This is a genomic window from Leifsonia sp. McL0618, from assembly GCF_049994905.1.
In the GTDB taxonomy this organism is placed as follows: domain Bacteria; phylum Actinomycetota; class Actinomycetes; order Actinomycetales; family Microbacteriaceae; genus Diaminobutyricibacter.
On record NZ_CP188258.1, the window covers coordinates 732,837 to 756,187 of the forward strand.

Below are 23,351 nucleotides of genomic sequence, written 5' to 3' on the forward strand. Positions count from 1 at the left end.
CATGACCAAACTGAGACTGGCCATCGTCGGCGCGGGGCCGGCGGGCATCTACGCTGCGGACATCCTGCTGAAGGCCGAACGCGGATTCGATGTCTCCATCGACCTCTTCGAACAGCTTCCGGCACCGTACGGGCTCGTCCGCTACGGCGTCGCCCCCGACCACCCCCGCATCAAGGGCATCATCACCGCGCTGCGCGAGGTCGTCGACCGTGGCGACATCCGGCTCTTCGGCAACGTGCACTTCGGCACCGACATCACCCTCGACGACCTGAAGAAGCATTACAACGCCGTGATCTTCGCGACCGGCGCGATTCGGGACGCCGACCTGGAAATCCCGGGTGTCGACCTCGAAGGCTCGTATGGTGCTGCCGAGTTCGTCAGCTGGTTCGACGGACATCCTGACGTACCGCGCACCTGGCCCCTCGAAGCCGAGTCCGTCGCCGTGATCGGCAATGGCAACGTCGCCCTGGATGTCTCCCGCATGCTCGCCAAACATGCAGACGACCTGCTTCCCACGGAGATCCCGGCGAACGTCTACGACATCCTCAAGGCGTCGCCCATCACCGACGTGCACGTCTTCGGGCGCCGGGGGCCGGCGCAGGTGAAGTTCACACCCCTCGAGCTGCGTGAGCTCGGCGAGCTGAACGACGTCGACATGATCGTGTACGAAGAAGACTTCGATTACGACGATGCATCGAAGGCGGCGATCGCGAGCAACAAGCAGGTCATGGTCATCGACCGGGTGCTGCAGCAGTGGAGGCAGCGAGAGGTAGGTTCGGCGTCGCGGCGGCTCCACCTGCACTTCTACGCCAAGCCGCTCGAGATCGTCGACGACGGCACGGGGCATGTGTCCGCGATCCGGTACGAACGAACGGCACCGGATGGCGAAGGCGGCGTGCGGGGGACCGGCGAGATCCGCGAAATTCCGATCCGTGCCCTCTACCGTGCGGTCGGCTATTTCGGATCGCCGCTCGACGGCATCCCGTACGACGAGAAGCACGGTGTCATCCCGAACCGCGAGGGTCAGGTGCTGCACAAGACCGACAACACGCGCATGTACGGGGTCTACGCGACCGGGTGGATCAAGCGCGGACCGGTGGGGCTCATCGGGCACACGAAGTCGGATGCGATGGAGACGATCAAGCACGTCATCAACGACCAGGGCAACTGGTGGACGCCCGTCGACCCGTCCGAGGCGTCGATCATCGAATTGCTGGCCGAGCGCGGCGTCGAGTACACGAACCTCGACGGCTGGCACAACCTCGATTCGCACGAGCTGAGCCTCGGTGAGGCCGAGGGGCGCACGCGGATCAAGGTGGTGCCGCGAGACGAGATGGTGAAGATCTCCAACCGCTCGTAGTCCCCTCCACAAAGCGAGGTCTGACGGGTTTGTCCACAGATTTCCTGTCTCTTGCGTGTCATTTCTTATGCATGCCTAGCGTTATGAATACGTAACCGGCACGCTTGAGGAGTGACATTGACCGAACCACAGACCTGGACGATGATCGGTGCCGTTATCGCGACGCTGGTTTCCACCCTCGTCGCCATGGTGCATCTCCTGACACGAACGCTGAGCGCCCAATTCGCGAGTTTCCGGAGCGAAATCGCGGCGGAGCTGAATGCTTTCCGGGTGGAGGTCGGCTCGGAGATGGGCGCATTCCGGTCAGAACTCGCCACCTTTCGTGTGGAGTCGAACATCAGGTTCGAGTCCGTCGATCGAGGCTTCGCCGACGTCAACCGACGCCTTGACCGGGTGGACACCCGCCTCGACCGGCAGGAGGCGCGTCTTGACCGGGTGGAGGCAGGAGTCCATGCGCTCGACAAGCGGGTCGGTGACCTCGACCGGGATGTACAGGCGCTTAGCGACCTTCCCGAGAGCTGAGCCGGGAGCCGGCTACTAGGGTGTGAGCGTGGCGAAGATCAACGGCTGGATGCCGGATGTGCTCGGCGACCATTTCGAGCAGTTCACCATCCCGCTGGAACCGGACGCGGAAGGGGAGGTCGTCGCGACCCTCGTCCGCTACCGTCCATCGCCGCGCCTGCGCTTGACGAGGCCTGCAGCGGCCGGCGCAGACGTCCTCTACGTCCACGGCTGGTCCGACTACTTCTTCCAGACCCAGCTGGCCGAGTTCTGGCATCATTCCGGCGCACGGTTCTTTGCGTTGGACCTACGCAAGTACGGCCGGAGCCTTCGGCCGCACCAGACGCCGGGCGACATCGACTCTCTCGCCGCGTACGACGAAGAGATCGAGGCGGCCCTGGCGATCATGAACGACAGCGAGGCGGAGGGCGGCCGGAGGCCTCTGATCCTCATGGGGCACTCCACCGGCGGCCTCACCCTCAGCCTGTGGGCCGATCGCCACCCCGGGCGTGCGGCTGCGCTCATCCTGAACAGTCCCTGGCTCGAATTCCAGGCGCGCGGAGCTGGGCGGGCAGCCCTGGCGCCGCTGCTCGGCATGCAGGCCAGGCTCGAGCCGCACGCGGCGCTCCCCAACGTGGACTTCGGGTTCTACACACGATCGGTCTCGTCGACCATGGATGGTGAGTGGACTTACAACATGGACTGGCGCCCGCTCCGCGGGTTCGCAGTGCATCCCCGCTGGCTGAACGCCGTGCTTGCGGGGCATGCCCGCGTCGCCGCCGGGCTCTCCATCGATGCGCCTGTACTCACGCTGCTCTCGGCCCGTTCGGCCATTCTTCCCCGGTGGACGCCCGACATGATGCGAAGCGATATCGTGCTCGTCGTCGAGGACATCGCACAGCGTGCCGTCCGGCTCGGCCGCACCGTAACGGTCGCCCGCATCGATGGCGCACTCCACGATGTGACCCTGTCCGCTCCCGACGCCCGCGCCGACGCGTACGCGCAGGTGCTCCGCTGGCTGCACGGGTACATGCGCGCCGGGTCCGATCCGCTTAGCGGAAGTTGACGAACTGCAGCGCGACGTCGAGGTCGGCGCCCTTGAGGAGCGCCATGGTCGCCTGGAGGTCGTCGCGACTCTTCGACGAAACCCGCAGCTCGTCGCCCTGGATCTGCGATTTGACGCTCTTGGGGGCTTCGTCGCGAATGAGCTTCGAGATCTTCTTCGCCGCATCCTGTTCGATGCCGTTCTTGATCCCGGCTTCGATGCGGAACTCCTTGCCCGAGGCGAACGGTTCACCGCTATCGAGACTGCGAAGCGAGATCCCGCGTTTGATGAGCTTCGACTCGAAGACCTCGAGAACCGCCTTCACGCGCTCCTCGGTGTTGGCCTTCATCAGAACCTTCTCGCCACTCCACTCGATGGAGGCGCCGACATTCTTGAAGTCGTACCGCTGCTCGACCTCCTTGCGCGCCTGGTTGAGCGCGTTGTCGGCCTCCATCTTGTCGACCTTGCTGACCACGTCAAAGGATGAATCTGCCATGCACCCAGTTTATGGCGCGGTTCAGGAAGCGGGGTCTGGCCGGGAAGAGCTCGACCGAACGATCAGTTCGAACGGAAGGGCAGTGTTCACGGGTTCAGGCTGAGCCTCCTCGGGCTGCAGCACGCCCATCAGCAGCTCGACCGCCTTCTCGCCCTGGCCTATCGGGAACTGAGCCACCGTTGTGAGCCCGAAGAACTCCGCGAGCTCGTGATCGTCGATGCCGACGATCGAGACATCGTGCGGAACACTCAGCCCCAGGTCGCGCGCGGCGAGAATGCTGCCGATCGCCATCTCATCCGACGCGGCGAAGATCGCGGTCGGCCGATCGTGCGGGGCGCCGAGCAGCTGCTTAGCGGCCTGATACCCGCCACCGATCGTGAAATCCGCCGGCTGGTAGAGCTGGGGGAGCAGCGGCACGCCCGCACCGGTCAGCGCCTGCTCGTACCCGATCCGGCGGTTCGTCGGAATGTGGAAGTCGAGGTCGAACTCTTTGTGGCCGCCGACATGGGCGATGCGGGTGTGCCCGAGGGCGAGAAGGTGCTCGGTCGCCAGGCGGGCGACGGCGACATCGTCGATCGTGAGCGTACGGACCCCGGCGAGGGGCCCTCCGACACCGACGATCGGTTTGCCGAGGGCGAGAAGCCGGCTGACCTCATCCTCCGTGAGTTCGAGGGAGATGGCGATCACGGCATCCACCCGTTTGCGCAGCAGGAAGTGCTCGAACACGCTGCGGCGTTCATCGCCGCCCCCACTCAGGTTGTAGAGGGTGAGGTCGTAACCGTGCCGCAGAAGTGCGCGCTCCGCACCTTCGATGACCGAAGAGAAGAACCAGCGATTGAGATAGGGCACGACCGCGCCGACATTCTTGGTGCGTCCGGATGCGAGACTCGAGGCATTCGAGGACACCACGTAGCCGAGGTCCAGCGCGGCCTGCGACACCTTGAGGCGTGTGCCGGGGGAGACGTGCCCGTTTCCGCTGAGGGCACGTGAAACGGTCGCCGTCGACACGCCCGCGAGTCGAGCAACCTCATCGATGCCGACCACGGCCACCTCGCAATCGTTCGCACCGCCTCGCTAAATCCTAGCGATCGTGCGAATGGCGTATGAACGCATCCGGCGGCCGGGGTTCCGTCGTTCGCGAGCCACGGGTAATGTCTCAACGGTGAGTCGTTGGACGAGGCGGGCTGCACCGTGACGCCGTGGGCATATGCGGCCGGTCTGGTCATTCTGCTCGGCGCACTCGTCGTCGCAATCATGCAGCTGGTCCGCCTGCGCCGTGTTCCGCCCGGTCCTCCGGAACACGCAGCGCCTCCTCCGGCCGAGACACCCGATGAGCCGATTTCACCAGACGAGCCTCGATGAGTATCCTTATCTAGCGCCTTCGGTCAGATGAGTACATGTGGTCGGGTGCGCCCTGGCGAGTTACCCAAGCGGCCAAAGGGATCTGACTGTAAATCAGCCGTCTTAGACTTCGGGGGTTCGAATCCCTCACTCGCCACTCTTGTGTTACAGGGCTCCTGGCTGACGTCGGGAGCCCTTCTGTCTGCGGCGAGTCGGCAGTACCTCCCCGAAAGGCGCGTCCGATAGAGGAGTTAGCGCCGACTAGGCCAGAACGTTTGCTCGGCCGAGGGTTGGCGTCGACTCGGCACTAGCTCCCCGGATCGGCGACTCGCGCAGGGCAGTTAGCGTCGAATAACGGCCCGAGCCCGATCCTTGCCCGACGTTCAGCCACCGAACGAATCACCTCTGGGTCGCTGCTGACGTGCTGCTCCTGACCGTTCTCGAATTTCTTCGTTCTTTCGCGTCATGTTCGTGGCTCTCCTGCGTCCTATCCATGAGGCGTTGTCCGCTGCGCACTGATTCATCCGCGCTGCGCTCTCACATATCCGGAGAACCGTCCTGAATTGGAGCCATCAAGATGCCTAATGCCACGTCCAGGATCGTGACTGAAGGGAGATCAGGCGCACGGCGTCTCACGCGCGGTTTCGCGACACTGCTTGTGACGGTCGCGCTGGTCGTGGCGCCCGTGACATTGGCGTGGGCGGCGCCGGCGCATCAGCCGTGTCCGGCGCAACAGAACGTGTCGTCGTGCGACGCTGACGGGGACAGCATCCCGGACACGGTCGAGCGGATCGTGGCGGCATCGCCGACGGCTGCGACGGGGCGGGAGGACACCGACAAGGACGGCATCCCTGACTGGACCGAGGTCATGGCCTGCGGCACGGTGACCTGTGCGTCGCCGACACTGGACAGCGCCGGGGACGGCATCCCGGACTACGCGCGCATCCTCACCTGCGGTTCGGCGACCTGCTACACCGACAATGCCGACGTGAATGCGAACGGCGTTCCGCGTTGGGCCTCCGTGGTGATCTGCGGCACCACGGGATGCGCGACGGGCCACGAGGACTACGACGGCGACGGCGTCTCCGACGCGGTAGAACTCGCCGCGTGCGTGAAGCCCCGCTCGAATCTGGCCTTGACCGGGCAGACCATCGCGATCTGGCTGCTGCTCGCGATCGCGGCCGGGCTGGTCGGCACCGGCGTGGCTCTGTCGCGCAAGCGTGCCCTGTTCGCCGCAGCCGTGCATCCGACTGGGATCGCCTGATGCGGCCAGGTTTCGGGCGTCGCCGGGTGGTGGCGCGAAGCCTTGTTGCCTCGATCGCCACAGTAGCGTTGGCGCTCGTAGGGACGGTGACGCCAGCGGAAGCATCGCCAATGGAGCGAGCGCGCCGGCTGGCGTCGGCAACGTTGGCGGAGGTGCGCGCCGCTGCCACGGCCCAGGATGTCCGGGTGAAGGCTGAGACCGAGGTCCCAGCCCCACAAGCTGAGGGAAGGATCAGCCCGGAGAAGAAGTCCACCATCACCGCTGATGATCTCGGAGCCTCGGTGACGTTCTCCGGAAACAAGGCACCTGGGGAGTTGAGCGTCACAGTGGGCGCGGCTCCGAAGGTGGCGCTGCGATCGGCACGTTCGGAGTCACCCGGTGGTGGGGTCGTCGTCTCCGACCCGGTTGAGATAGTTGCGACGGACGGCAAGGGTGACAGCGTCACTTCATTCCCGCCGAAGGCGGTGAACACTCGCGGCGCAGGAAAGGACGGACCGATCGTGTCGGATGTCGTCCCGGGCGTGAAGCTGAGCCTCAAGCCGGACCGCGCGCTCGTGTCCGCGTCCAAGGTTGACGCCTCGACGCTTCATATCTACACGCGGGAGACCGATGGGGAGCCGTGGACCTTGTTGCCGTCGTACTACGACGCCAAAGCCGGTGTCGTTCGTGGCGAGTCGGATCATCTCTCTCAGTTCGTCGTGATCGGCACGCCGTTTCCGGTGCCGCCGGGGCCGCGGATCGTCCTCGACCCGGACAACGACGATGGTCGCGTGACGACTCCTGTGCCTCCAGTGTCGGAGTGGGGATACAACCAGGCTCTCGCGGCGGGGTTGAAGACGATGTTCGAGAACAATTGCAAGGCTGTGGTGACGATCACGAACACTGGCCCGAACATGATGCTCTCTCGTGACATCCGGGCTGGGATTGCTGCGGCCGCGAACCCGGACGTGACTCTCGGCATCGGCTTCAACACCCTTGATGGTGTCGCCTGGGGTGGCGGCGACACGTCGACGGGCGGCACGCAGGTGTATTCCCGTGGCGGCGCTCCTGACGACGCGGTGTCGGCGTACCTGGTGGGCAACCTGCCGGTGTACACGGGCCGTCCTGCGCACAACATGGGCAACAATGGGAACTTTCCCGGTGACGAGTTTGCCGGCTTGCCGAACGCCTTCACGCACATCGAGCCGTTGTTCATGGACAACAACTACGACCGTGCGGTGATCGACAACGGCTTCTCCCACATCGTCGACGGTGTTTTCACTGGCCTGGGCCAGTATCTCCAGTCGCAGGGGTTCAACTGCACGGACCCGGTGACGGGTGGATGGCCGAGTCCACCAACTCAGGCGGAGCTGAACCGATGGCACGAGATCGGGCTCCACAACTATCAGACGTACGGTGGAGAGCCGTTCTCCTTCTCGACCGGCAACCTGATCGAGCAGGAGAAGCTGTTCACGCTCCCGGGGTCCGGCGGGGGCGCCACGGATGTCACGCTCACCTACAACTCGCAGGATGGCCGGTTGGGGCGGGTCGGCGCAGGCTGGACGTTCGGACTGGGCGCCCGCGCGCAACGCTTCATCGACGGGTCGGTGATGGTCGTCCGCGGCGACGGCGCCTCGAACGTTTTCGCCTCCGACGGACACGGCGGTTACAACGCTGAGCCTGGGCTGAATCAGACGCTCACCGAGCCTGGAGGCGGTCTGCTGAAGCTGTCTGCGACCTCCGGCGAATCGTGGGTGTTCGATGCCGCCGATATCGACGGGGTCGGCGAACTCGTCTCCCACACCGATGCGAACGGGTTGACCACGGTGCTGAGGTATGGGGCGGCGAACCCGGATGTGAGTCAGTTCGTCCCCCTTGCCGGGATCACCGATTCGAGCGGGAAGAGTATCCAGGTCTCCTCCGATGCGCTCGGTCGCGTCACGGGGTTCACTCGTCCGGGCGGGGCGCACTGGGGCCTGTCGTACGACGGGGCCGGTAACCTGACGACGTTGACCTTCCCGGATGGCACCACGCACACGTACAGCTACGACGGGTCGCATCAGCTGCTCACAGCGACGGATGGTCTCGGTGTGACGTACCTGAAGAATGAGTACGACCCATCCGGGCGCGTCGTGAAGCAGTGGGACGCAGACGGGGGTGTTCGAAGCCTGGACTTCAGCACGCCCGGGCGGACCTCCTACAGGGACACTCTCGGGCGTACCTCGACGTTCGAGGTGGATGCGCACCATCGGATCACGAAGATCACCCACGCCGACGGAAAGTCTGTCTCCTTCACCTTCGACAGTCAGAACAATGTGACGAGCACGGTGGACGAGAAGGGGAACAGCACGTCCTATACCTACGATGCTGCCGGCAATGTTCTCTCGGAGACGCTCCCGGACGGGGCGGTGACGAAGTACACCTACACGCCGACCGGTCAGGTCGCCACAGTCACCGATCGTGGCGGCGCGAACGGCGCGGACCGGACGACAAGCTACGACTACGACGCATCCAATCGCCTCGTGGCCGTCCACCAGCCGGACGGCCACGACGTGACGAATCGCTACGACGCGGCGGGCAATCTCGTGTCCACGCGTAAGCCGTCAGGGGCGATCACTTCCTATGCGCACGACGCTGCGGGCAATGTGATCTCGATGACCGATCCGACCGGAGGGGTCACCCGCTATACCTACGATGCTGCGGGTCGGATGCTGTCGCAGACGGATCCGCTCGGGAACATCACGAAGTACACCTGGGACGCCCGGGATCGCGTCGTCACAGCCACCGACCCGGCGGGCGGTGTCTCGACGTATGGTTACGACGCGAACGGGAACATCCTCTCGTCGACCGACCAGACCGGCGGCACGACCAAGTACGCCTGGGACCACCGGTTCAACCTCATCTCGGAGACCGATCCCCTCGGTGCCGTGACGACGCACTCGTACACGTCAGAAGACGTGATCGCCAAGACCGTCGATCCCCTGGGCGCCGTGACGACCTTCGCTTCTGACCAGCAGGACCGGATCATCGGCACGACCGATCCCAACGGTGGAGAGTGGAAGCAGAGCTACGACGGAACAGGGAGCGTTGTCTCGAGCGGAAGCCCGTCCGGTGCGGCGACCAAGATCACCTATGACGCGGCCGGACGTGTCGTCTCGGCGACTGACCGGACCGGCGCGAAGACGACCTATGCATACGATGGCGTTGGTCGGATGGTCAAGACCACGGACGCAGACCGTGTCTCGATGGCATACGCCTATGACGTGATGGACCGGGTGACGAAGATCACCGATGGTCTAGGTCGACACGCGGACTACGGATACGACAGCGACGGCAACCTGGTCAGCGTCACCGACCGTACGGGTCAGGTGACGACCCTCAGCTACGACGCTGCCGGGCGCATGACGAGCGTGACCACACCGCTTGGAGCAGCCACGCGGTTCAGCTACGACGGCGCCGGAAATGTCATCCATGTGACGGACCCCCTCGGACGGACCACGACAACGGAGTACACGCCACTCGGAATGGTCGCTTCGGTCACGAACCCTGCTGGGGAGGTCACGAAGTATGCGTACGACGCGGCTGGGCGCCCGACCACGACGATCGACCCTCTCGGGAACACAACCACGATCGCCTACGACCTCGCCGGCCGGGAGACGTCCTCGACCGATGCGACTGGAGCGATCACCGGCTACGAGTACAACGCCGCTGGAAACCAAACCACGATGACCGATCCACTGGGACACATGACTGCGTACCACTATGACCCGGCAGCCCAGTTGGTCTCGGTTGTCGAGGGATTCAAGCCCGGCGCTCCCTCGTCGACGGGTGTGAATGTGAAGACGAGCTACTCGTATGACGCGGACGGGTACCTCGCTCGCCTCAGCGATCCGAACGGGCACATGACGAGCTTCGCCTACGACAAGGCGGGCCGTGTTCTCACCGAGACGAATCCGCTCGGCAACAAGACCTCATACACCTACACGCGCGCCGGTCGCAGCGCGTCGGACACCAACGGCGCTGGACAGGTCACACGCTACGGCTATGACAAGCGCGGGGATCTGACGAAGGCAGACCGGGCCGGGGCGACCGCCTCATATGAGTATGACGGCGAACAGAACCTGATCGCGATGACAGATCCGACCGGGGTCACCGGCTGGACCTACGACAAGGACGGCCACCAGACCACGCAGATCGACCAAAAGGGCGGTCGGCTGGTCAACTCATTCGATGCCGCTGGTCAGTTGACGACGATGAAACTCCCGACCGGCGAGTCCATCGACTACACGTATGACCGGGCCGGGAGAGTGACCTCGCAGTCCTCGCCGTGGGGCGGTCTCACCTATCAGTGGGACGCGGGCTCCAACCTGACCAGCATGTCCCGGTCGACGGGCGTTACGACGAACTACAGCTACGATCCGATGAACCGTGTCACTGACATCGTGCATCAGACGGCAAAGGCCGCAGCGGTCACCCCGCCGTCGACGAAGAAGCCAGTACCGTCGTTGTCGCAAACCCCGAAAGCGTGCGCGACCGTCGCGGGCTATCTCAGCAACCGTGCCACACCCGCCGCGGGAAGCAACGCCCTCTGCAAACCGACCGGCACCTACCTCAACGGCCGGACACTTCCGACTGAACCGAACCCGGTGGCCGACGGCAGTGCTCTGTCCTACAGCTACACCTACGACGCAGACGGGCATGTCTCGAAGGCAACCCGAACGATCGGAGATGCCCAGCCCGCGACTTCTGCCCCGACAGCACCGGGAGCAAGTTCGAGCTCGGGCGCCGAGCCCGCTCGAACCCATTCAGTGAGCTACGGCTACGACGCTTTGGAGCGGTTGATCTCCTCACAGGTAGCAGGAGGCGAGAAGAACGCGTACACGTACGACCCCGCGGGCAACCGAACCTCATGGAAGCGCAGCAGTTCAGGCGCAGGGGACCTGGCTCAATCCGCAGAGTACAACAACGCAAACCAGATCGTCCAGACGACGACCACGGGAGCCGGTGGCGGGGTCGCAACGTACGGCTATGACGGCGCGGGAAACCGGACGCACCAGACGAGCAATGGTGTCACCACCGGTTACGGGTACGACGCAACAGGCAAGGTCGCGTCGGTGGGTCGTGAGGGGCGGACCACCAGCTATGGCTACGACGGCCTTGGCCGGCAGGCGTCAGCGACGGACACAACCAACTACGGCACCATCACGACTCGCACGGTGTCCGCTGGTACCACTCCGGTCCAGCAGACGAGCTCCCAGCATGGCACGACCACCTTGGTCTATGACGCGGTCGGCCACGTCGCCGAGCAGGTCGGCAAGAATGGCTCGGCCTCGTGGGATCTGCTGGACCGGCTAGGTTCGACCGTTGCTCAATCAACCGGCGGATCTATCACGCAGTTGGCGTCGTACTCGGACTGGGGTGAGCAGTCCTTCGAGACCGGCGGATGGTCAGCACTAGCCGGCTTCACCGGCCAGGCGAGCGACCCATCCGAGGGATTGACCCACTTCGACGCACGCGGCTATGACGCACATGTCGCGTCGTGGATGTCGCCGGACTCATGGCCGGGCCTGGTCGCACAGCCGAAGTCGCTGTCGCGGTACTCCTATGTCGAGGGCGACCCGATCCGCTACCTCGACCCGGACGGGCACCGGTTGAGCGATCCGAGTGCGGATGCGAGATTCAACTCCCCAACCTTCTGGATCGACCAGCAGCGCGAAGCGGAAGCGAACCGGGTCGAGCAGGAACGAGTGGCCGCTGCGTACGCCTCGGCACACGGAGGCACGTACCGCCCAGTTCCACCGAACCCGCCGGGCCCCATCCCCGTCTTCGACCCCAAGACGGGGAAGCCCATCGACTACAGCAAACCGCATCAACGCCACGTTGACACCAACACGAACGCGTTCTTCCAAGAACCCTGGGTCGGCGTGCTCTCCAACATCCTGGGGACACTGGGAACCGTCGCCGGCATCCTCGGGTGGATTCCTCTACCGATTCCCGGATGGCCCGTGATCATGAAGGTTGTGGGAGCAATCTCGACAGGTATTTCAACGCTACTTGGGTGTCTTTCCGAAGGCTTGAGCAAACTTTGCATCATGTCCGTGATCGTGTCGTTGGTCAGTTACGCAGTTATCGGGCTTCCCAGCGTTGTCGTAAGTATGGCGAAAGCAGTCGGGGCAAAGCTCGCAGATTTTACCGTTGAGGCGTTGACGCGAGGGCCGGGTTATTTCAGCAACGCCATGGATCTTGCGAACACTATTATCGGATGGGGGTGCGCGGCGCAGCCATCGCGCTGCGCGTAACCTATGCGTAATCCAGATCTGTTCTTCAGTCGCCCGTTCATGAAGAGGCACATGTCCGGGGGAGGAACCGAGTGGGTGCCTGTCGTTCTTGTCTTGCGATCCGGAAGACTCATCCTCAATAGCGATTTCGATACGCACTTTGACGTCGAAGCAGCGTCGGTAAGCGCCTACTTTTCGCGGTGGGTGATCATGAGATTGACTGTTGATGGCGTCACTTACGACTTCTCAAATCTTCCAACGGCTGACTCTCCAGCGATCTCGCCACGTCTGGGCCAGCTTGCTCAAAGGCTTCGTGATGAACAACTGCGCACATGGGGTGTTAGGCGTGTGCCGAAAGAGTGGACTGGTTCCCTTTCTGCGTGGAGGAACCACCTTGACGCCGCAGGTGCAGAAGTGTCGGGAACTCGCGGGCGGTCAGAATCTGTCTTGGTGGGCGTGTCGTCGTGGGTGGCAGTCGTCGGGATTACCGCAATTGCGGTGGTGCTCTTGTACCTGGCAATTGCGGCCAACTGAATGTCGAGGGGACTGCTCTATGGATTGGTGACACCTGATTTTGGCTTGCCCGAGGGCGGGACAGCGTCGAGTCGCCAGTAACTCCCCGAAACACGGCGGCGGGAGGGGAGTTAGCGTCGACTCGGCGAGGAGTTCTCTGTCAGGCTGGCAGTATGGCCGCTGAAACCGAACTCCTCGACGTCGCCCTTTCGATCGCCCTCCGCGCCGGCGAACTGGTGAAACTCCGGCGCAGCGAAGGGGTCGAGATCGCAGCATCCAAATCGTCAGCTGAAGACATCGTGACGCTCGCCGACCGCGAGTCGGAGAAGCTGATCCGGGACGCGCTGGCCGAGGCGCGTCCGAACGACGGGTTCTTCGGCGAGGAGTCAGGCGCCGAGAAGGGCACGAGCGGACTCACCTGGGTCGTCGATCCGATCGACGGCACGGTCAACTACGCGTACGACATTCCCGCCTACGCCGTGAGCATCGCCGTGGTGGAGGGCGATCCCGACCCGGCGACCTGGCGCGCACTCGCAGGGGTGGTCGTGAACCCCGCGATCGGCGAGGTGTTCACCGGCACGGCGGGCGACGGATCCTTCCTCAATGGCACCGCCCTTCGCGTGCGAACGGGCGTCGAGCTCCCGCTCGCCCTCATTGGAACCGGGTTCTCGTACTCGGCCGAGCTTCGGGTGAAGCAGGCCGGGGTCGTGCGAGGGCTCATCGACCAGGTGCGCGACATCCGCCGGATCGGGTCGGCGGCACTCGACCTCTGCTCACTCGCCGCCGGGCGGCTCGACGGCTACTACGAGCGGATGCTCAACCCGTGGGATCACGCGGCCGGCGCCCTGATCGCGCGTGAGGCAGGCGCGAAGGTGGGCGGACTCGGGAGCGCGCTGGAGAGCAAGGAATTGCTGATCGCGGCGGAGCCCGGACTCTACGAGCGGCTGGCGGCGGCGCTCGACGCCCTGGGCGTCACCGACTGAGTCGCACGTCAAAACTGCCCCGCCCACGTTCGGCGCGCGTTCACAAAACAGGACTTCGCGTATCCGAACTGGCTGGAACGGCCGATTTCGGCTTGTTCGCACCCGTACGGGCGCCGGATCTCCTGTTTTATGAACGACAGCGCGCGCGGACGCGCGCGCCACCGCGCCTCAGATCAGCCAGGCCGTCGTGTCGGTCGGCAGGCTGCGTCCGGACAGCGGCTCGCTCGCGAGCACGATCTCACCGGCAGGGAGCTGCACCGGGCCATCGCCCAGGTTCGCGATCACCGTGACGCCGCCGTTGCGGAAGGCGACGACCTCAGGCCCGAAACCGTCGAGCCACTCGATCGAGCCGAACCCGAGGTTGCGTTCGCGGCGTATCGCCAGTGCCGTGGTGTACATCGTGAGAGTCGAGGCGGGGTCGCCGAGTTGAACGTCGCGCGCGAATCGCGCCCACTCGGCCGGCTGGGGGAGCCAGCTGGCTGCCGTCGGGCCGAAACCGTATGACGGTCCGTTCGCTTCCCACGGAATCGGAACACGGCATCCGTCACGTCCGTAACGTTCGCCGTTGGTGCGGAACCAGGTCGGGTCCTGCCGCGCGGAGTCGGGCAGGTCGATGACCTCGGGGAGGCCGAGCTCCTCGCCCTGGAACAGGTAGCTCGAGCCGGGGAGCGGGAGCATGAGGGCGGTCGCCGTCCGTGCGCGGCGCAGGCCGAGCTTCGCATCCGGTTTGGCGGTCGTGCGCGGGCCGATGCCGTGACCCTGGAGGTTCTCTCCGGTCAGCGCGAGACGGGTCGCGTGCCGGACGACATCGTGGTTCGAAAGAACCCAGGTGCTCGGCGCGCCGACGGTGGCGAACGCCGAGATGGAGTGATCGACGACGGCGCGCAGCTCGGCTGCTGACCAGGGAGTCTCGAGGTATTCGAAGTTGAAGGCCTGCTGCATCTCGTCGGACCGCACCCAGCGCGCGAGCTTCTCGAGCGGCTCGACCCACGCCTCGGCGCAGAGCACCCGATCGTTGTCGTACTCTTCGAGCACTTCGTGCCATTCGCGGTAGATCTCGTGAACGCCCTCCTGCGCCCAATACGGTGCGGTCGGCGGCTCGGAGCTGATGTCCGGCTCGAGGGTGGCTGTGCCGCCACCCATGCTGCCGCCGGGTGCGGGCGGGGTGTAGTCGGGCAGACCGGCAGCCTTGATCATGCCGTGGGCTACGTCGACGCGGAAGCCGTCGACACCACGGTCGAGCCAGAACCGCAGGATGCCGCGGAACTGCTCGCGAACCCACGGGTTCTGCCAGTTCAGGTCGGGCTGCGAGGTGTCGAAGAGGTGCAGGTACCACTGGCCGGGAGTGCCGTCGGCCTCGGTGACGCTGGTCCAGGCGGACCCGCCGAAGACGGACTCCCAGTTGTTCGGCGGCAGCTCCCCGTTCTCGCCTCGACCATCGCGGAACATGTAGACCTCGCGCTCCGCACTGCCCGGCTTCGCGGCGAGAGCCGCCTGGAACCAGGCGTGGTCGCTCGAGGAGTGGTTGGGGACGATGTCGACGATGACACGGAGGCCAAGGTCGTGGGATGCGGTGAGCATCGAATCGAAGTCGGCCAGCGTTCCGAAGATGGGGTCGACGTCGCAGTAGTCGGAGACGTCATAGCCTGCGTCGCGCTGGGGCGAGGTCTGGAACGGTGACAGCCAGACCGCATCCACTCCGAGGTCGCGGAGGGCGGGAAGGCGGCGGGTGATCCCGGCGAGGTCGCCGAGACCGTCGCCGTCGGAGTCCGCAAACGAGCGCGGGTACACCTGGTAGATGACGGCGGAGCGCCACCATTCGCGGCTCTGCGCCGGCGTAGTGGGCGCAGTCGTCTCGCGCGTTGCCTCGGTGGGCTCGGAAATCACGATGGTCGAGTTCAAGGGGGTCCTCAGTCGTTCGATGGGCGCAACGCTGGGCTCGAGTCGGTCGTAAACGTCGATATTAGCGCGCGGAAGCTGCCCGCAAGCTGCGAAACCGAATGTAACAATCGTGCAAACGCTTCCACGAATCACCCTACACGGGAGTCGGAGGAGGACGTCAAATCGCCGAAAATCCGCCAAAACTACCGCAAATACAGGGATCCAAGCTCTAATTGCGTTCCTGCAATTCGCTTGCTATAACTGGAAGCGCTTGCATCAAAGCGTCTGGGAGAACGGTCTCTCGCCACTGTGTCGGGGCGATCCTCTCCGGAACATCACAGAAGAAAGGCACACCAATGAAGGTGACCAAACGGTCCTGGGTAGGGATCGCCGCCCTGGCCGCCACCGCGGTCGCGGCAACCGCACTTGCCGGTTGCTCGTCGAACACTGCAGGAGAAGACCTCTCCAAGGGCTCGCAGACGCTGACCCTCTGGGTCGACACGCAGCGCGCGCCCGCACTCAAGGAGGTCGCGGCGCAGTTCAAGAAGGACACCGGCGTGACCGTGAAGCTCGTCGTCAAGGACTTCGCGAACGTCGACCAGGACTTCATCAGCCAGGTTCCCACCGGCAAGGGCCCGGACATGATCGTCTCTCCGCACGACAAGCTCGGCGCCTACGTGAAGAACGGCGTCGTCGCTCCGCTCCAGCTCGGCGACAAGGAGAAGGACTTCGCCAAGGTCGCGATCCAGGCGGTCACCTACGACGGTAACGTCTACGGTCTTCCGTACTCGATCGAGAACGTCGCCCTGATCCGCAACACCGCGCTCGCCCCGACCGCGGCGAAGACGTTCGACGATGTGCTCGCCGAGGGCAAGGCGGCCGTCACTGCCGGCAAGGCCAAGTACCCGTTCCTGCTGGGTCTCGACCCGAAGCAGGGCGACCCGTACCACATGTACCCGCTGCAGACCTCGTTCGGCTCCTCCGTCTTCGCACAGAAGGCAGACGGCAGCTACGACGCCTCGAAGCTCACGCTCGGGGACGACGCGGGCGTGGCGTTCGCCACGGCCGTCAAAGCCTGGGGCAAGGCCGGTGTGCTGAACCCGAACATCACGGGTGACATCGCGCTCGACGCCTTCACCAAGGGCCAGTCGGCGTACTACCTCACCGGTCCGTGGAACGTTCCCGCGATCAAGAAGGCCGGCATCAAATACTCGATCGACGCCCTGCCTTCCGCAGGCGGCCAGGATGCGAAGCCGTTCCTCGGTGTGAACGCGTTCTTCATCAGTTCGAAGAGCAAGAACAAGGTCGCGGCGACCAAGTTCCTCGTCGACTACCTGGGCACCGACGCGGTCCAGGAGCAGCTCTACAAGGTCGGCGGCCGCCCGCCGGCGCTCACCAGCGCCTACGACGCCGTTGCGAAGACCGACGCCGACATCAAGTCGTTCGGTGACATCGGCCTGAACGGAGTGCCGATGCCGGCCATCCCCGAAATGGCTTCGGTCTGGGCCGACTGGGGTGGAGCCGAGCTCCAGCTCATCAAGGGCGACGGCGACCCCGCCACCGTTTGGAACACGGCCGTCACCAACATCCAGGCGAAGATCAAGGGCTGAGCCCTCGTCGCTGGGCCGGGGTCGCGAACCGTCGCGGCCCCGGCCTCCGCCCGCAATACAGGAGCAGCTGCACCATGACGAACGACGACGATCGCGTCGACACGCTCGACCCCTCGGATGAGGTCGCAATCGACCAGGCGACGACCGGCGACACTGCGAGCCCGGCCCCGCGCATCCGCCCCTGGAAACCGGCGAAGCCGGAGCGGGCGAGCGGCTCGAGCGGGCTCGGGGGACTGATAGCCAAAATCGTCCTCCTGGGGCTGCTCGACGCCTTCGCGGTCTGGACCGCGTTCGTGATGGTGGGACTCCACATGTGGATACCCGTCATCGTCACCGTTCTCGTCACCGGCGTCATCAACTGGGTCTACCTCGGCCGCAGCAAGCGGCTCCCTGCGAAGTACCTCGCACCCGGCGTCTTCTTCCTCCTTCTCTTCCAGGTGTTCGTCGTCGTCTTCAGCGGCTACATCGCCTTCACGAACTACAGCGACGGACACAACAGCACGAAAGAGGATGCGGTCGCATCCATTTCGAGCGCCGGCGCGAAGCGCGTTCCCGACTCGCCCGCCTACCAGCTCAGCGTGCTGCAGCGTGGTGCGCCCCTCTACCTCCTGGTCACCGCACCTGACGGCACCGCTTCCATCGGAACCACCAACCAGCCGCTCAGGCCCGTTTCGAACGCCGAGAAGGACTCGACCGGGCGGGCCACCGGCGTTCCCGGCTATCGCAGCCTGAACCTCTCGCAGGTGCTCGACCAGCAGGATGCGATCACGTCGCTCAAGGTTCCGGTCTCGAGCAACCCGAACGACGGCTTCCTGCGCACCGATGACGCAAGCACGGCATACGTTTACAAGTCCGACCTCACCTACGACGCCAAAGCCGACACGTTCACCGACACCGACGGAATCGTCTACGCCGACAACGGTAAGGGCGAATTCCAGCAGGTCGGCGGCACGAAGACCCTCAGCCCCGGCTGGAAGATCGATGTCGGCTTCCAGAACTTCGTGAAGGCCTTCACGAACCCGCAGCTCGCCGGCCCACTGTGGAAGGTCATCATCTGGACCTTCGTCTTCGCGTTCCTGTCGGTGGCGACCACCTTCGCCCTCGGGCTGTTCCTCGCGATGGTGCTCAACCATCCGCGGCTGCGCGGCAAGAAGATCTACCGTGTGCTGGTCATCCTGCCGTACGCCTTCCCGGCGTTCCTTTCGGGTCTCGTGTGGGCCGGCCTGCTCAACCCTGAGTTCGGGTTCGTGAACCAGGTGCTCCTCGGTGGCGCACAGATCCCGTGGCTGACCGATCCGTGGCTCGCGCGTCTCAGTGTGATCGGTGTGAACCTCTGGCTCGGTTACCCGTACATGTTCCTCGTTTGCACGGGTGCGCTCCAGTCGCTCCCGGAGGAAGTCGACGAGGCTGCGCGCGTCGACGGTGCGAGCCCATGGCGCATCTTCCGGTCGATCAAGCTTCCCCTGCTGCTGGTATCGGTCGCGCCGCTGCTGATCGCGTCGTTCGCGTTCAACTTCAACAACTTCAACGTGATCTACATGCTCACCAAGGGCTGGCCGCGCTTCACCGACACCACGCTCGACATCGGATCGACGGACCTGCTGATCACGATGGTCTACAAGGTCGCATTCGGCCAGGGCGGCGCTCGCGACTACGGACTCGCCAGCGCGCTGTCGATCCTCATCTTCATCCTCATCGCGATCATCTCGATCATCGCGTTCCGCAAGACCAAGGCCCTCGAGGAGATCAACTGATGAAGAAGAGGCCGTTCAATTTCGTCCGCTGGTTCACGGACACGGGCTGGCGTCATCTGGTCGGCGTCGTGCTCGTGGTCGTCGCCGTCTTTCCGCTGCTCTACGTCGTGAGCGCATCCCTGAACCCCGGCGGTTCGCTCGTCGGGTCGAACGCACTGTTCTCGACCATGGACCTGCAGAACTACGTCGCGCTGTTCACCAACCCCGACCAGCCGTACGCGCTGTGGTTCCTCAACTCGATGGTGATCGGCGTCGTGACCGGTGTCTGCACCGTGTTCCTCGGCGCCATGGCTGCGTATGCCTTCTCGCGGATGCGCTTCCGGGGTCGCCGCATCGGACTGCTCTCGCTCATGCTGATCCAGATGTTCCCTCAGTTCCTGGCGGTCGTTGCGATCTTCCTGCTGCTGTCGGCGATCTCGGACGTGTTCCCGGCGCTCGGGCTCGGAAGCCAGCTCGGCCTCATCCTGGTCTACCTGGGCGGTGCGCTCGGCGTGAACACCTATCTCATGTACGGGTTCTTCAACACGGTTCCCGTCTCGATCGACGAAGCAGCGAAGCTCGACGGCGCAAGCCACGCGCAGATCTTCTTCAGCATCATCCTGCGTCTGGTCGCGCCGATTCTTGCGGTGGTCGGCCTGCTCTCGTTCATCGCATCGACCGGCGAATACGTGATCGCGAGCGTCGTGCTGACGGATCCGTCGAGCCAGACGCTGGCTGTCGGGTTGTACACCTTCGTGTCCCAGCAGTTCTCGAACAACTGGAGCATTTTCGCCGCAGGCGCGGTGCTCGCCGCACTGCCTGTCGTCGCGCTCTTCCTGGCCCTGCAGAAATACATTGTTGGCGGTTTGACGGCAGGTTCGGTTAAGTAGGCACATGCTGCCTCATCACGACGGTTCGCCCCTGTACGTTTCGAGCCAGGAACCAGAGCTCGGCGACACCGTCGCGGTGCGCCTGCGGGTGCCGCACGCATGGGGCAAGGTCGACGCCGTGCGCACCCGGTCGAACCCGGATCATGAACCGCGTTTCACGGATGCCGTGGTCGTCGCGAGCGCGGATGGCTGGGACTGGTGGGAGGCGCCCATCCACGTCGAGAACCCGGTTCACGGTTACCGGTTCCTGATCTCGCGGGCCGACGCCCGCAAGGTCTGGGTGAATGCGACCGGGCTGCACGAGATCGAGACCCTCGACTCAGAGGACTTCAAGGTGGTCACCTTTCCGGCGCCGCCGAGCTGGGTGAAAGACACTGTGCTCTACCAGGTGTTCCCAGACCGGTTCGCCCGTTCGGCAGCGGCCGACGACCGGCCGACGCCCGACTGGGCGATCCCGGCTCGCTGGTCGGATCCTGTCGACGAGGTTCCGCCCGGGCGCTCGCAGCAGTTCTACGGCGGCGACCTCGACGGCGTGCGGGAGCACCTCGACCACCTCGAACGACTCGGCGCAACGATGGTCTACCTCACCCCGGTCTTTCCCGGGCGGTCGAACCACCGCTACGACGCATCCAGTTTCTCGCACGTGGACCCGCTGCTCGGCGGAGACGAAGCACTGGTGCGGCTCGTCGAGGCTGCGCACGCGCGGGGGATGCGTGTCATCGGCGATCTCACATCGAACCACTGCGGCGACGGGCACGAATGGTTCCAGGCTGCGTACGGCAACCCGGATGCGCCCGAGAGCGAGTTCTTCTACTGGCTGAACGACGAGCACACGGAGTACGTCTCGTGGCTCGGAGTGCCGAGCCTGCCGAAGTTCAACTGGAGTTCGGCCGAGCTGCGCCGCCGGTTCATCGAAGGCCCCGACTCCGTCGTCGGACGCTGGCTGGCCGACCCGTACAACCTCGACGGCTGGCGCATCGACGTTGCGAACATGACAGGCCGCTACCTTGACCACGACCTCAACGAGGAGGTGCGGCGCACCATCCGCCGCACCATGCTCGAGGTCAACCCCGACACCATCCTGCTCGGCGAATCGACGAACGACCCGTCGGGCGATTTTCTGGGCGACGCCTGGCACGGGGCGATGACGTACACCAATTTCACGCGCCCGATCTGGGGGTGGCTCTCGGAGCCGGACCGCGCATCCTCGTACTTCGGGCTGCCGTTCGGCACGATCCCGCTCTATGACGGCGAACAGTTCTTTGCGGCACACCGCCAGTTCACGGCCGGTTTTCCGTGGCGCACCCGGCTCGGGACCATGAATGCGCTCGACACGCACGACACTCCACGGTTCCTCACGAACGCGAAACCCGGCACGGTTCCCGTGGCGTTCGGGATGTCGGTGACGCTTCCCGGCATCCCTGTCGTCTTCGCCGGGGACGAGTTCGGTCTCACCGGCGTCGATGGCGAAGCATCCCGCACACCACTGCCGTGGAATGGGGAGCACGGTGCCGACGCGGAAGCCTTCGCGCTCTACTCGTCGCTCGTCGGCTTGCGCCGGTCGCATTCCGCACTGAACGGCGGGGGGATGCGCTGGCTTCACGTCAGCCCGGATGCGCTGGTCTACGTGCGAGAAGACGCGGACGAGTCGATCCTCGTCGCCGCCGCGCGCGAAGCGTACGACCTCACCCTCCCGCCGGGGCTGGTCAGCCGGCCGGGTGAAGAGGTGACACCGCTGGTCGGTGAGGGGATCCTGCGCGACGGGGAGTCGGGCATCCGCCTGACCGGCACCGGTCCGTCGTTCACGGCGTGGCGACTGCCAGGCGTCTCCCTGCCGGCGTTCGGCGGCTGAGCGGCCCGGCCGCGCTGCGCATGCCCGCCACGTTGCGGATGCCCGCCACGTTGGGACGTGCCCGCCACCTCGAGCTGGCGGGCATGTCCCGAAGTGGCGGGCGTACTTGGGCGACGGCGGAATACGTCACAGGCGAGCGCGTTAGCGTCAGAGTCGGCTCACCCACGAAGGAGACTCCATGACCGCACCGCGCAGAACCATCGGCACCTCTGACCTCGAGGTCTACCCGCTGTCCCTCGGCGGCAACGTCTTCGGCTGGACCGCCGATCGCGACGCCTCGTTCGCCGTACTCGACGGATACACCGCAGCAGGCGGCAACTTCGTCGACACGGCCGACAGCTACTCCGCGTGGGTGCCGGGAAACACGGGAGGCGACTCCGAGCGCATCATCGGCGAATGGTTCGAATTGCGCGGCAACCGGGATGACATGGTCATCGCGACCAAGGTGAGCCAGCATCCGGGATTCAAGGGCCTCGCGGCCGACAACATCCTGAAAGCGGCGGATGCCTCCCTCGAGCGGCTGAAGACCGACCGCATCGACCTCTACTACGCGCACTTCGATGACGACACCGTTCCGCTCGAAAACACGGTGGCCGCCCTTTCCAGCCTCGTCGACGCCGGAAAGGTCCGGTACATCGGCATCTCGAACTACACGCCGGAGCGCATCGCCGAGTGGTTCCGCATCACGAACGAGAACGGGCTGCACCGGGCGGTCGCGCTGCAGCCGCACTACAACCTCGTCGAGCGCGGCTTCGAGGATGCGTATCGTGCTCTTGCGGAAAGCGAGGGCCTCGGAGTTGTGCCATACTTCGCACTCGCCAAAGGCTTCCTCACCGGCAAATACCGTGACGGAGTGACGGTCGACAGCCCGCGCTCCGGTGGGGCGTCGCACTACCTCGACGACCGTGGGCGAGCGGTGCTCTCTGTGCTCGACGAGGTCGCGAACGCTCGGGGCGCATCCGTCGCATCCGTCGCTCTCGCCTGGCTTGCTGCCCAGCCGACCGTGGTCGCACCCATTGCCAGCGCGCGCAACACCGCGCAGCTGGCGGACCTGGTCGCCAGCGTGGAGCTGCGGCTGAGCGAGGACGAGGTGCGCCTGCTTTCCGACGCCTCGGCGGTCACAGCGGAGGCCTGAGCCCGCCCGCGGCGGCCTCGCCATCGACGAGCGGCATATCGACCTCACACGGGGTCGCAGGCGACGATCTGCCGCACGTCGATGCGCGGGGTGAGCGGGCCGTCACGTGTTTAAAGCAGTGTCCCCGGGATGGTATTCTCGTACGGTTGCCAAAACGGCCGACGGACAGCCGTCGTGCTCAGGCTTCGCCCCCTTAGCTCATTGGTAGAGCACTTCCTTGGTAAGGAAGAGGTAGTGGGTCCGATTCCCACAGGGGGCTCCGTCCTCCAGCGCATGCGGAGGTCGCGGCGGGGTAGCTCAGGTGGTTAGAGCACACGGCTCATAATCGTGGTGTCGCGGGTTCAAGTCCCGCCCCCGCTACAAGCCCCGGAATCTCGCCATTCCGGGGCTTTCTTCATGCCGGTTGGTCGGGCAAATTTTGGCGATTTGCCCACATTTTGCCCACACTTGAAAACGCAGCAGTGTGAAGTCGGGTTCCGTGGTACGTGGG

At 64.9% G+C, this 23,351-nt stretch carries 14 protein-coding genes and 3 tRNA genes; 14 read left to right on the plus strand and 3 right to left on the minus strand.

Annotated features, from left to right (window positions below; translation table 11 throughout):
- The first annotated feature begins 1 nt into the window (after position 1).
- The 3 genes from ACPPVQ_RS03560 (at position 2) to ACPPVQ_RS03570 (ending at position 2,927) form a co-directional block, all read left to right on the plus strand.
- Positions 2 to 1,360 (plus strand): FAD-dependent oxidoreductase, encoded by a 1,359-nt coding sequence (locus ACPPVQ_RS03560; RefSeq protein WP_426518701.1) that lies wholly within the window; start codon positions 2 to 4, stop codon positions 1,358 to 1,360.
- Positions 1,361 to 1,477: 117 nt separating this feature from the next.
- A complete protein-coding gene (locus ACPPVQ_RS03565; RefSeq protein WP_426518703.1) occupies positions 1,478 to 1,882 on the plus strand; it encodes a hypothetical protein in 405 nt (134 codons plus the stop codon).
- 49 nt (positions 1,883 to 1,931) lie between these two features.
- The gene (locus ACPPVQ_RS03570) at positions 1,932 to 2,927 is read left to right on the plus strand and encodes an alpha/beta hydrolase (RefSeq protein ID WP_426521387.1); all 996 of its coding nucleotides are present in this window, start codon (positions 1,932 to 1,934) and stop codon (positions 2,925 to 2,927) included.
- Here the strand turns inward: ACPPVQ_RS03570 and ACPPVQ_RS03575 are convergent.
- Together ACPPVQ_RS03575 and ACPPVQ_RS03580 are read right to left on the minus strand one after the other, a co-directional pair.
- Positions 2,914 to 3,402, minus strand: a complete 489-nt coding sequence (locus ACPPVQ_RS03575) for a YajQ family cyclic di-GMP-binding protein (RefSeq protein ID WP_426518705.1) — start codon at positions 3,400 to 3,402, stop codon at positions 2,914 to 2,916. The genes ACPPVQ_RS03570 and ACPPVQ_RS03575 overlap by 14 nt on opposite strands.
- A 21-nt stretch (positions 3,403 to 3,423) precedes the next feature.
- Positions 3,424 to 4,446, minus strand: coding sequence for a LacI family DNA-binding transcriptional regulator (locus ACPPVQ_RS03580; protein ID WP_426521389.1), 1,023 nt, complete (start codon positions 4,444 to 4,446; stop codon positions 3,424 to 3,426).
- Positions 4,447 to 4,818: 372 nt separating this feature from the next.
- On the opposite strand from ACPPVQ_RS03580, the gene ACPPVQ_RS03585 reads away from it, so the two are divergent.
- The 4 genes from ACPPVQ_RS03585 to ACPPVQ_RS03600 all read left to right on the plus strand — a co-directional run bounded on the left by ACPPVQ_RS03585 (position 4,819) and on the right by ACPPVQ_RS03600 (position 13,760).
- A tRNA-Tyr gene (locus tag ACPPVQ_RS03585) sits at positions 4,819 to 4,900 on the plus strand.
- Positions 4,901 to 5,344: 444 nt separating this feature from the next.
- Positions 5,345 to 6,007, plus strand: coding sequence for a hypothetical protein (locus ACPPVQ_RS03590; protein ID WP_426518707.1), 663 nt, complete (start codon positions 5,345 to 5,347; stop codon positions 6,005 to 6,007).
- A 110-nt stretch (positions 6,008 to 6,117) separates the two neighbouring features.
- Positions 6,118 to 12,285 carry an RHS repeat-associated core domain-containing protein gene (locus tag ACPPVQ_RS03595; protein ID WP_426518709.1) on the plus strand — a complete coding sequence of 2,056 codons (6,168 nt, stop codon included), beginning with the start codon at positions 6,118 to 6,120 and terminating at the stop codon, positions 12,283 to 12,285.
- A gap of 665 nt (positions 12,286 to 12,950) precedes the next feature.
- Positions 12,951 to 13,760, plus strand: a complete 810-nt coding sequence (locus tag ACPPVQ_RS03600) for an inositol monophosphatase family protein (protein WP_426518711.1) — start codon at positions 12,951 to 12,953, stop codon at positions 13,758 to 13,760.
- 168 nt (positions 13,761 to 13,928) lie between these two features.
- On the opposite strand, the gene ACPPVQ_RS03605 is transcribed toward ACPPVQ_RS03600, so the two are convergent.
- Positions 13,929 to 15,662 carry a glycoside hydrolase family 13 protein gene (locus tag ACPPVQ_RS03605; protein ID WP_426518713.1) on the minus strand — a complete coding sequence of 578 codons (1,734 nt, stop codon included), beginning with the start codon at positions 15,660 to 15,662 and terminating at the stop codon, positions 13,929 to 13,931.
- 335 nt (positions 15,663 to 15,997) lie between these two features.
- Here ACPPVQ_RS03605 and ACPPVQ_RS03610 point away from each other — a divergent pair, with 335 nt between their 5' ends.
- From ACPPVQ_RS03610 to ACPPVQ_RS03640, 7 genes are all read left to right on the plus strand, one after another.
- Positions 15,998 to 17,251, plus strand: coding sequence for a sugar ABC transporter substrate-binding protein (locus ACPPVQ_RS03610; protein WP_426518715.1), 1,254 nt, complete (start codon positions 15,998 to 16,000; stop codon positions 17,249 to 17,251).
- Positions 17,252 to 17,325: 74 nt separating this feature from the next.
- Entirely contained in the window at positions 17,326 to 19,005 is a 1,680-nt protein-coding gene (locus ACPPVQ_RS03615; protein WP_426518717.1) for an ABC transporter permease subunit, read from the plus strand.
- Positions 19,005 to 19,874 (plus strand): sugar ABC transporter permease, encoded by an 870-nt coding sequence (locus ACPPVQ_RS03620; protein WP_426518719.1) that lies wholly within the window; start codon positions 19,005 to 19,007, stop codon positions 19,872 to 19,874. Before ACPPVQ_RS03615 ends, ACPPVQ_RS03620 begins: the two co-directional genes overlap by 1 nt.
- Before the next feature lie 4 nt (positions 19,875 to 19,878).
- Positions 19,879 to 21,726, plus strand: a complete 1,848-nt coding sequence (locus ACPPVQ_RS03625) for a glycoside hydrolase family 13 protein (RefSeq protein ID WP_426518721.1) — start codon at positions 19,879 to 19,881, stop codon at positions 21,724 to 21,726.
- Positions 21,727 to 21,904: 178 nt separating this feature from the next.
- Positions 21,905 to 22,861, plus strand: a complete 957-nt coding sequence (locus ACPPVQ_RS03630; RefSeq protein WP_426518723.1) for an aldo/keto reductase — start codon at positions 21,905 to 21,907, stop codon at positions 22,859 to 22,861.
- 187 nt (positions 22,862 to 23,048) lie between these two features.
- Positions 23,049 to 23,120: transfer RNA gene (locus ACPPVQ_RS03635), tRNA-Thr, on the plus strand.
- Positions 23,121 to 23,147: 27 nt separating this feature from the next.
- Positions 23,148 to 23,221: transfer RNA gene (locus tag ACPPVQ_RS03640), tRNA-Met, on the plus strand.
- Positions 23,222 to 23,351 lie beyond the last annotated feature (130 nt).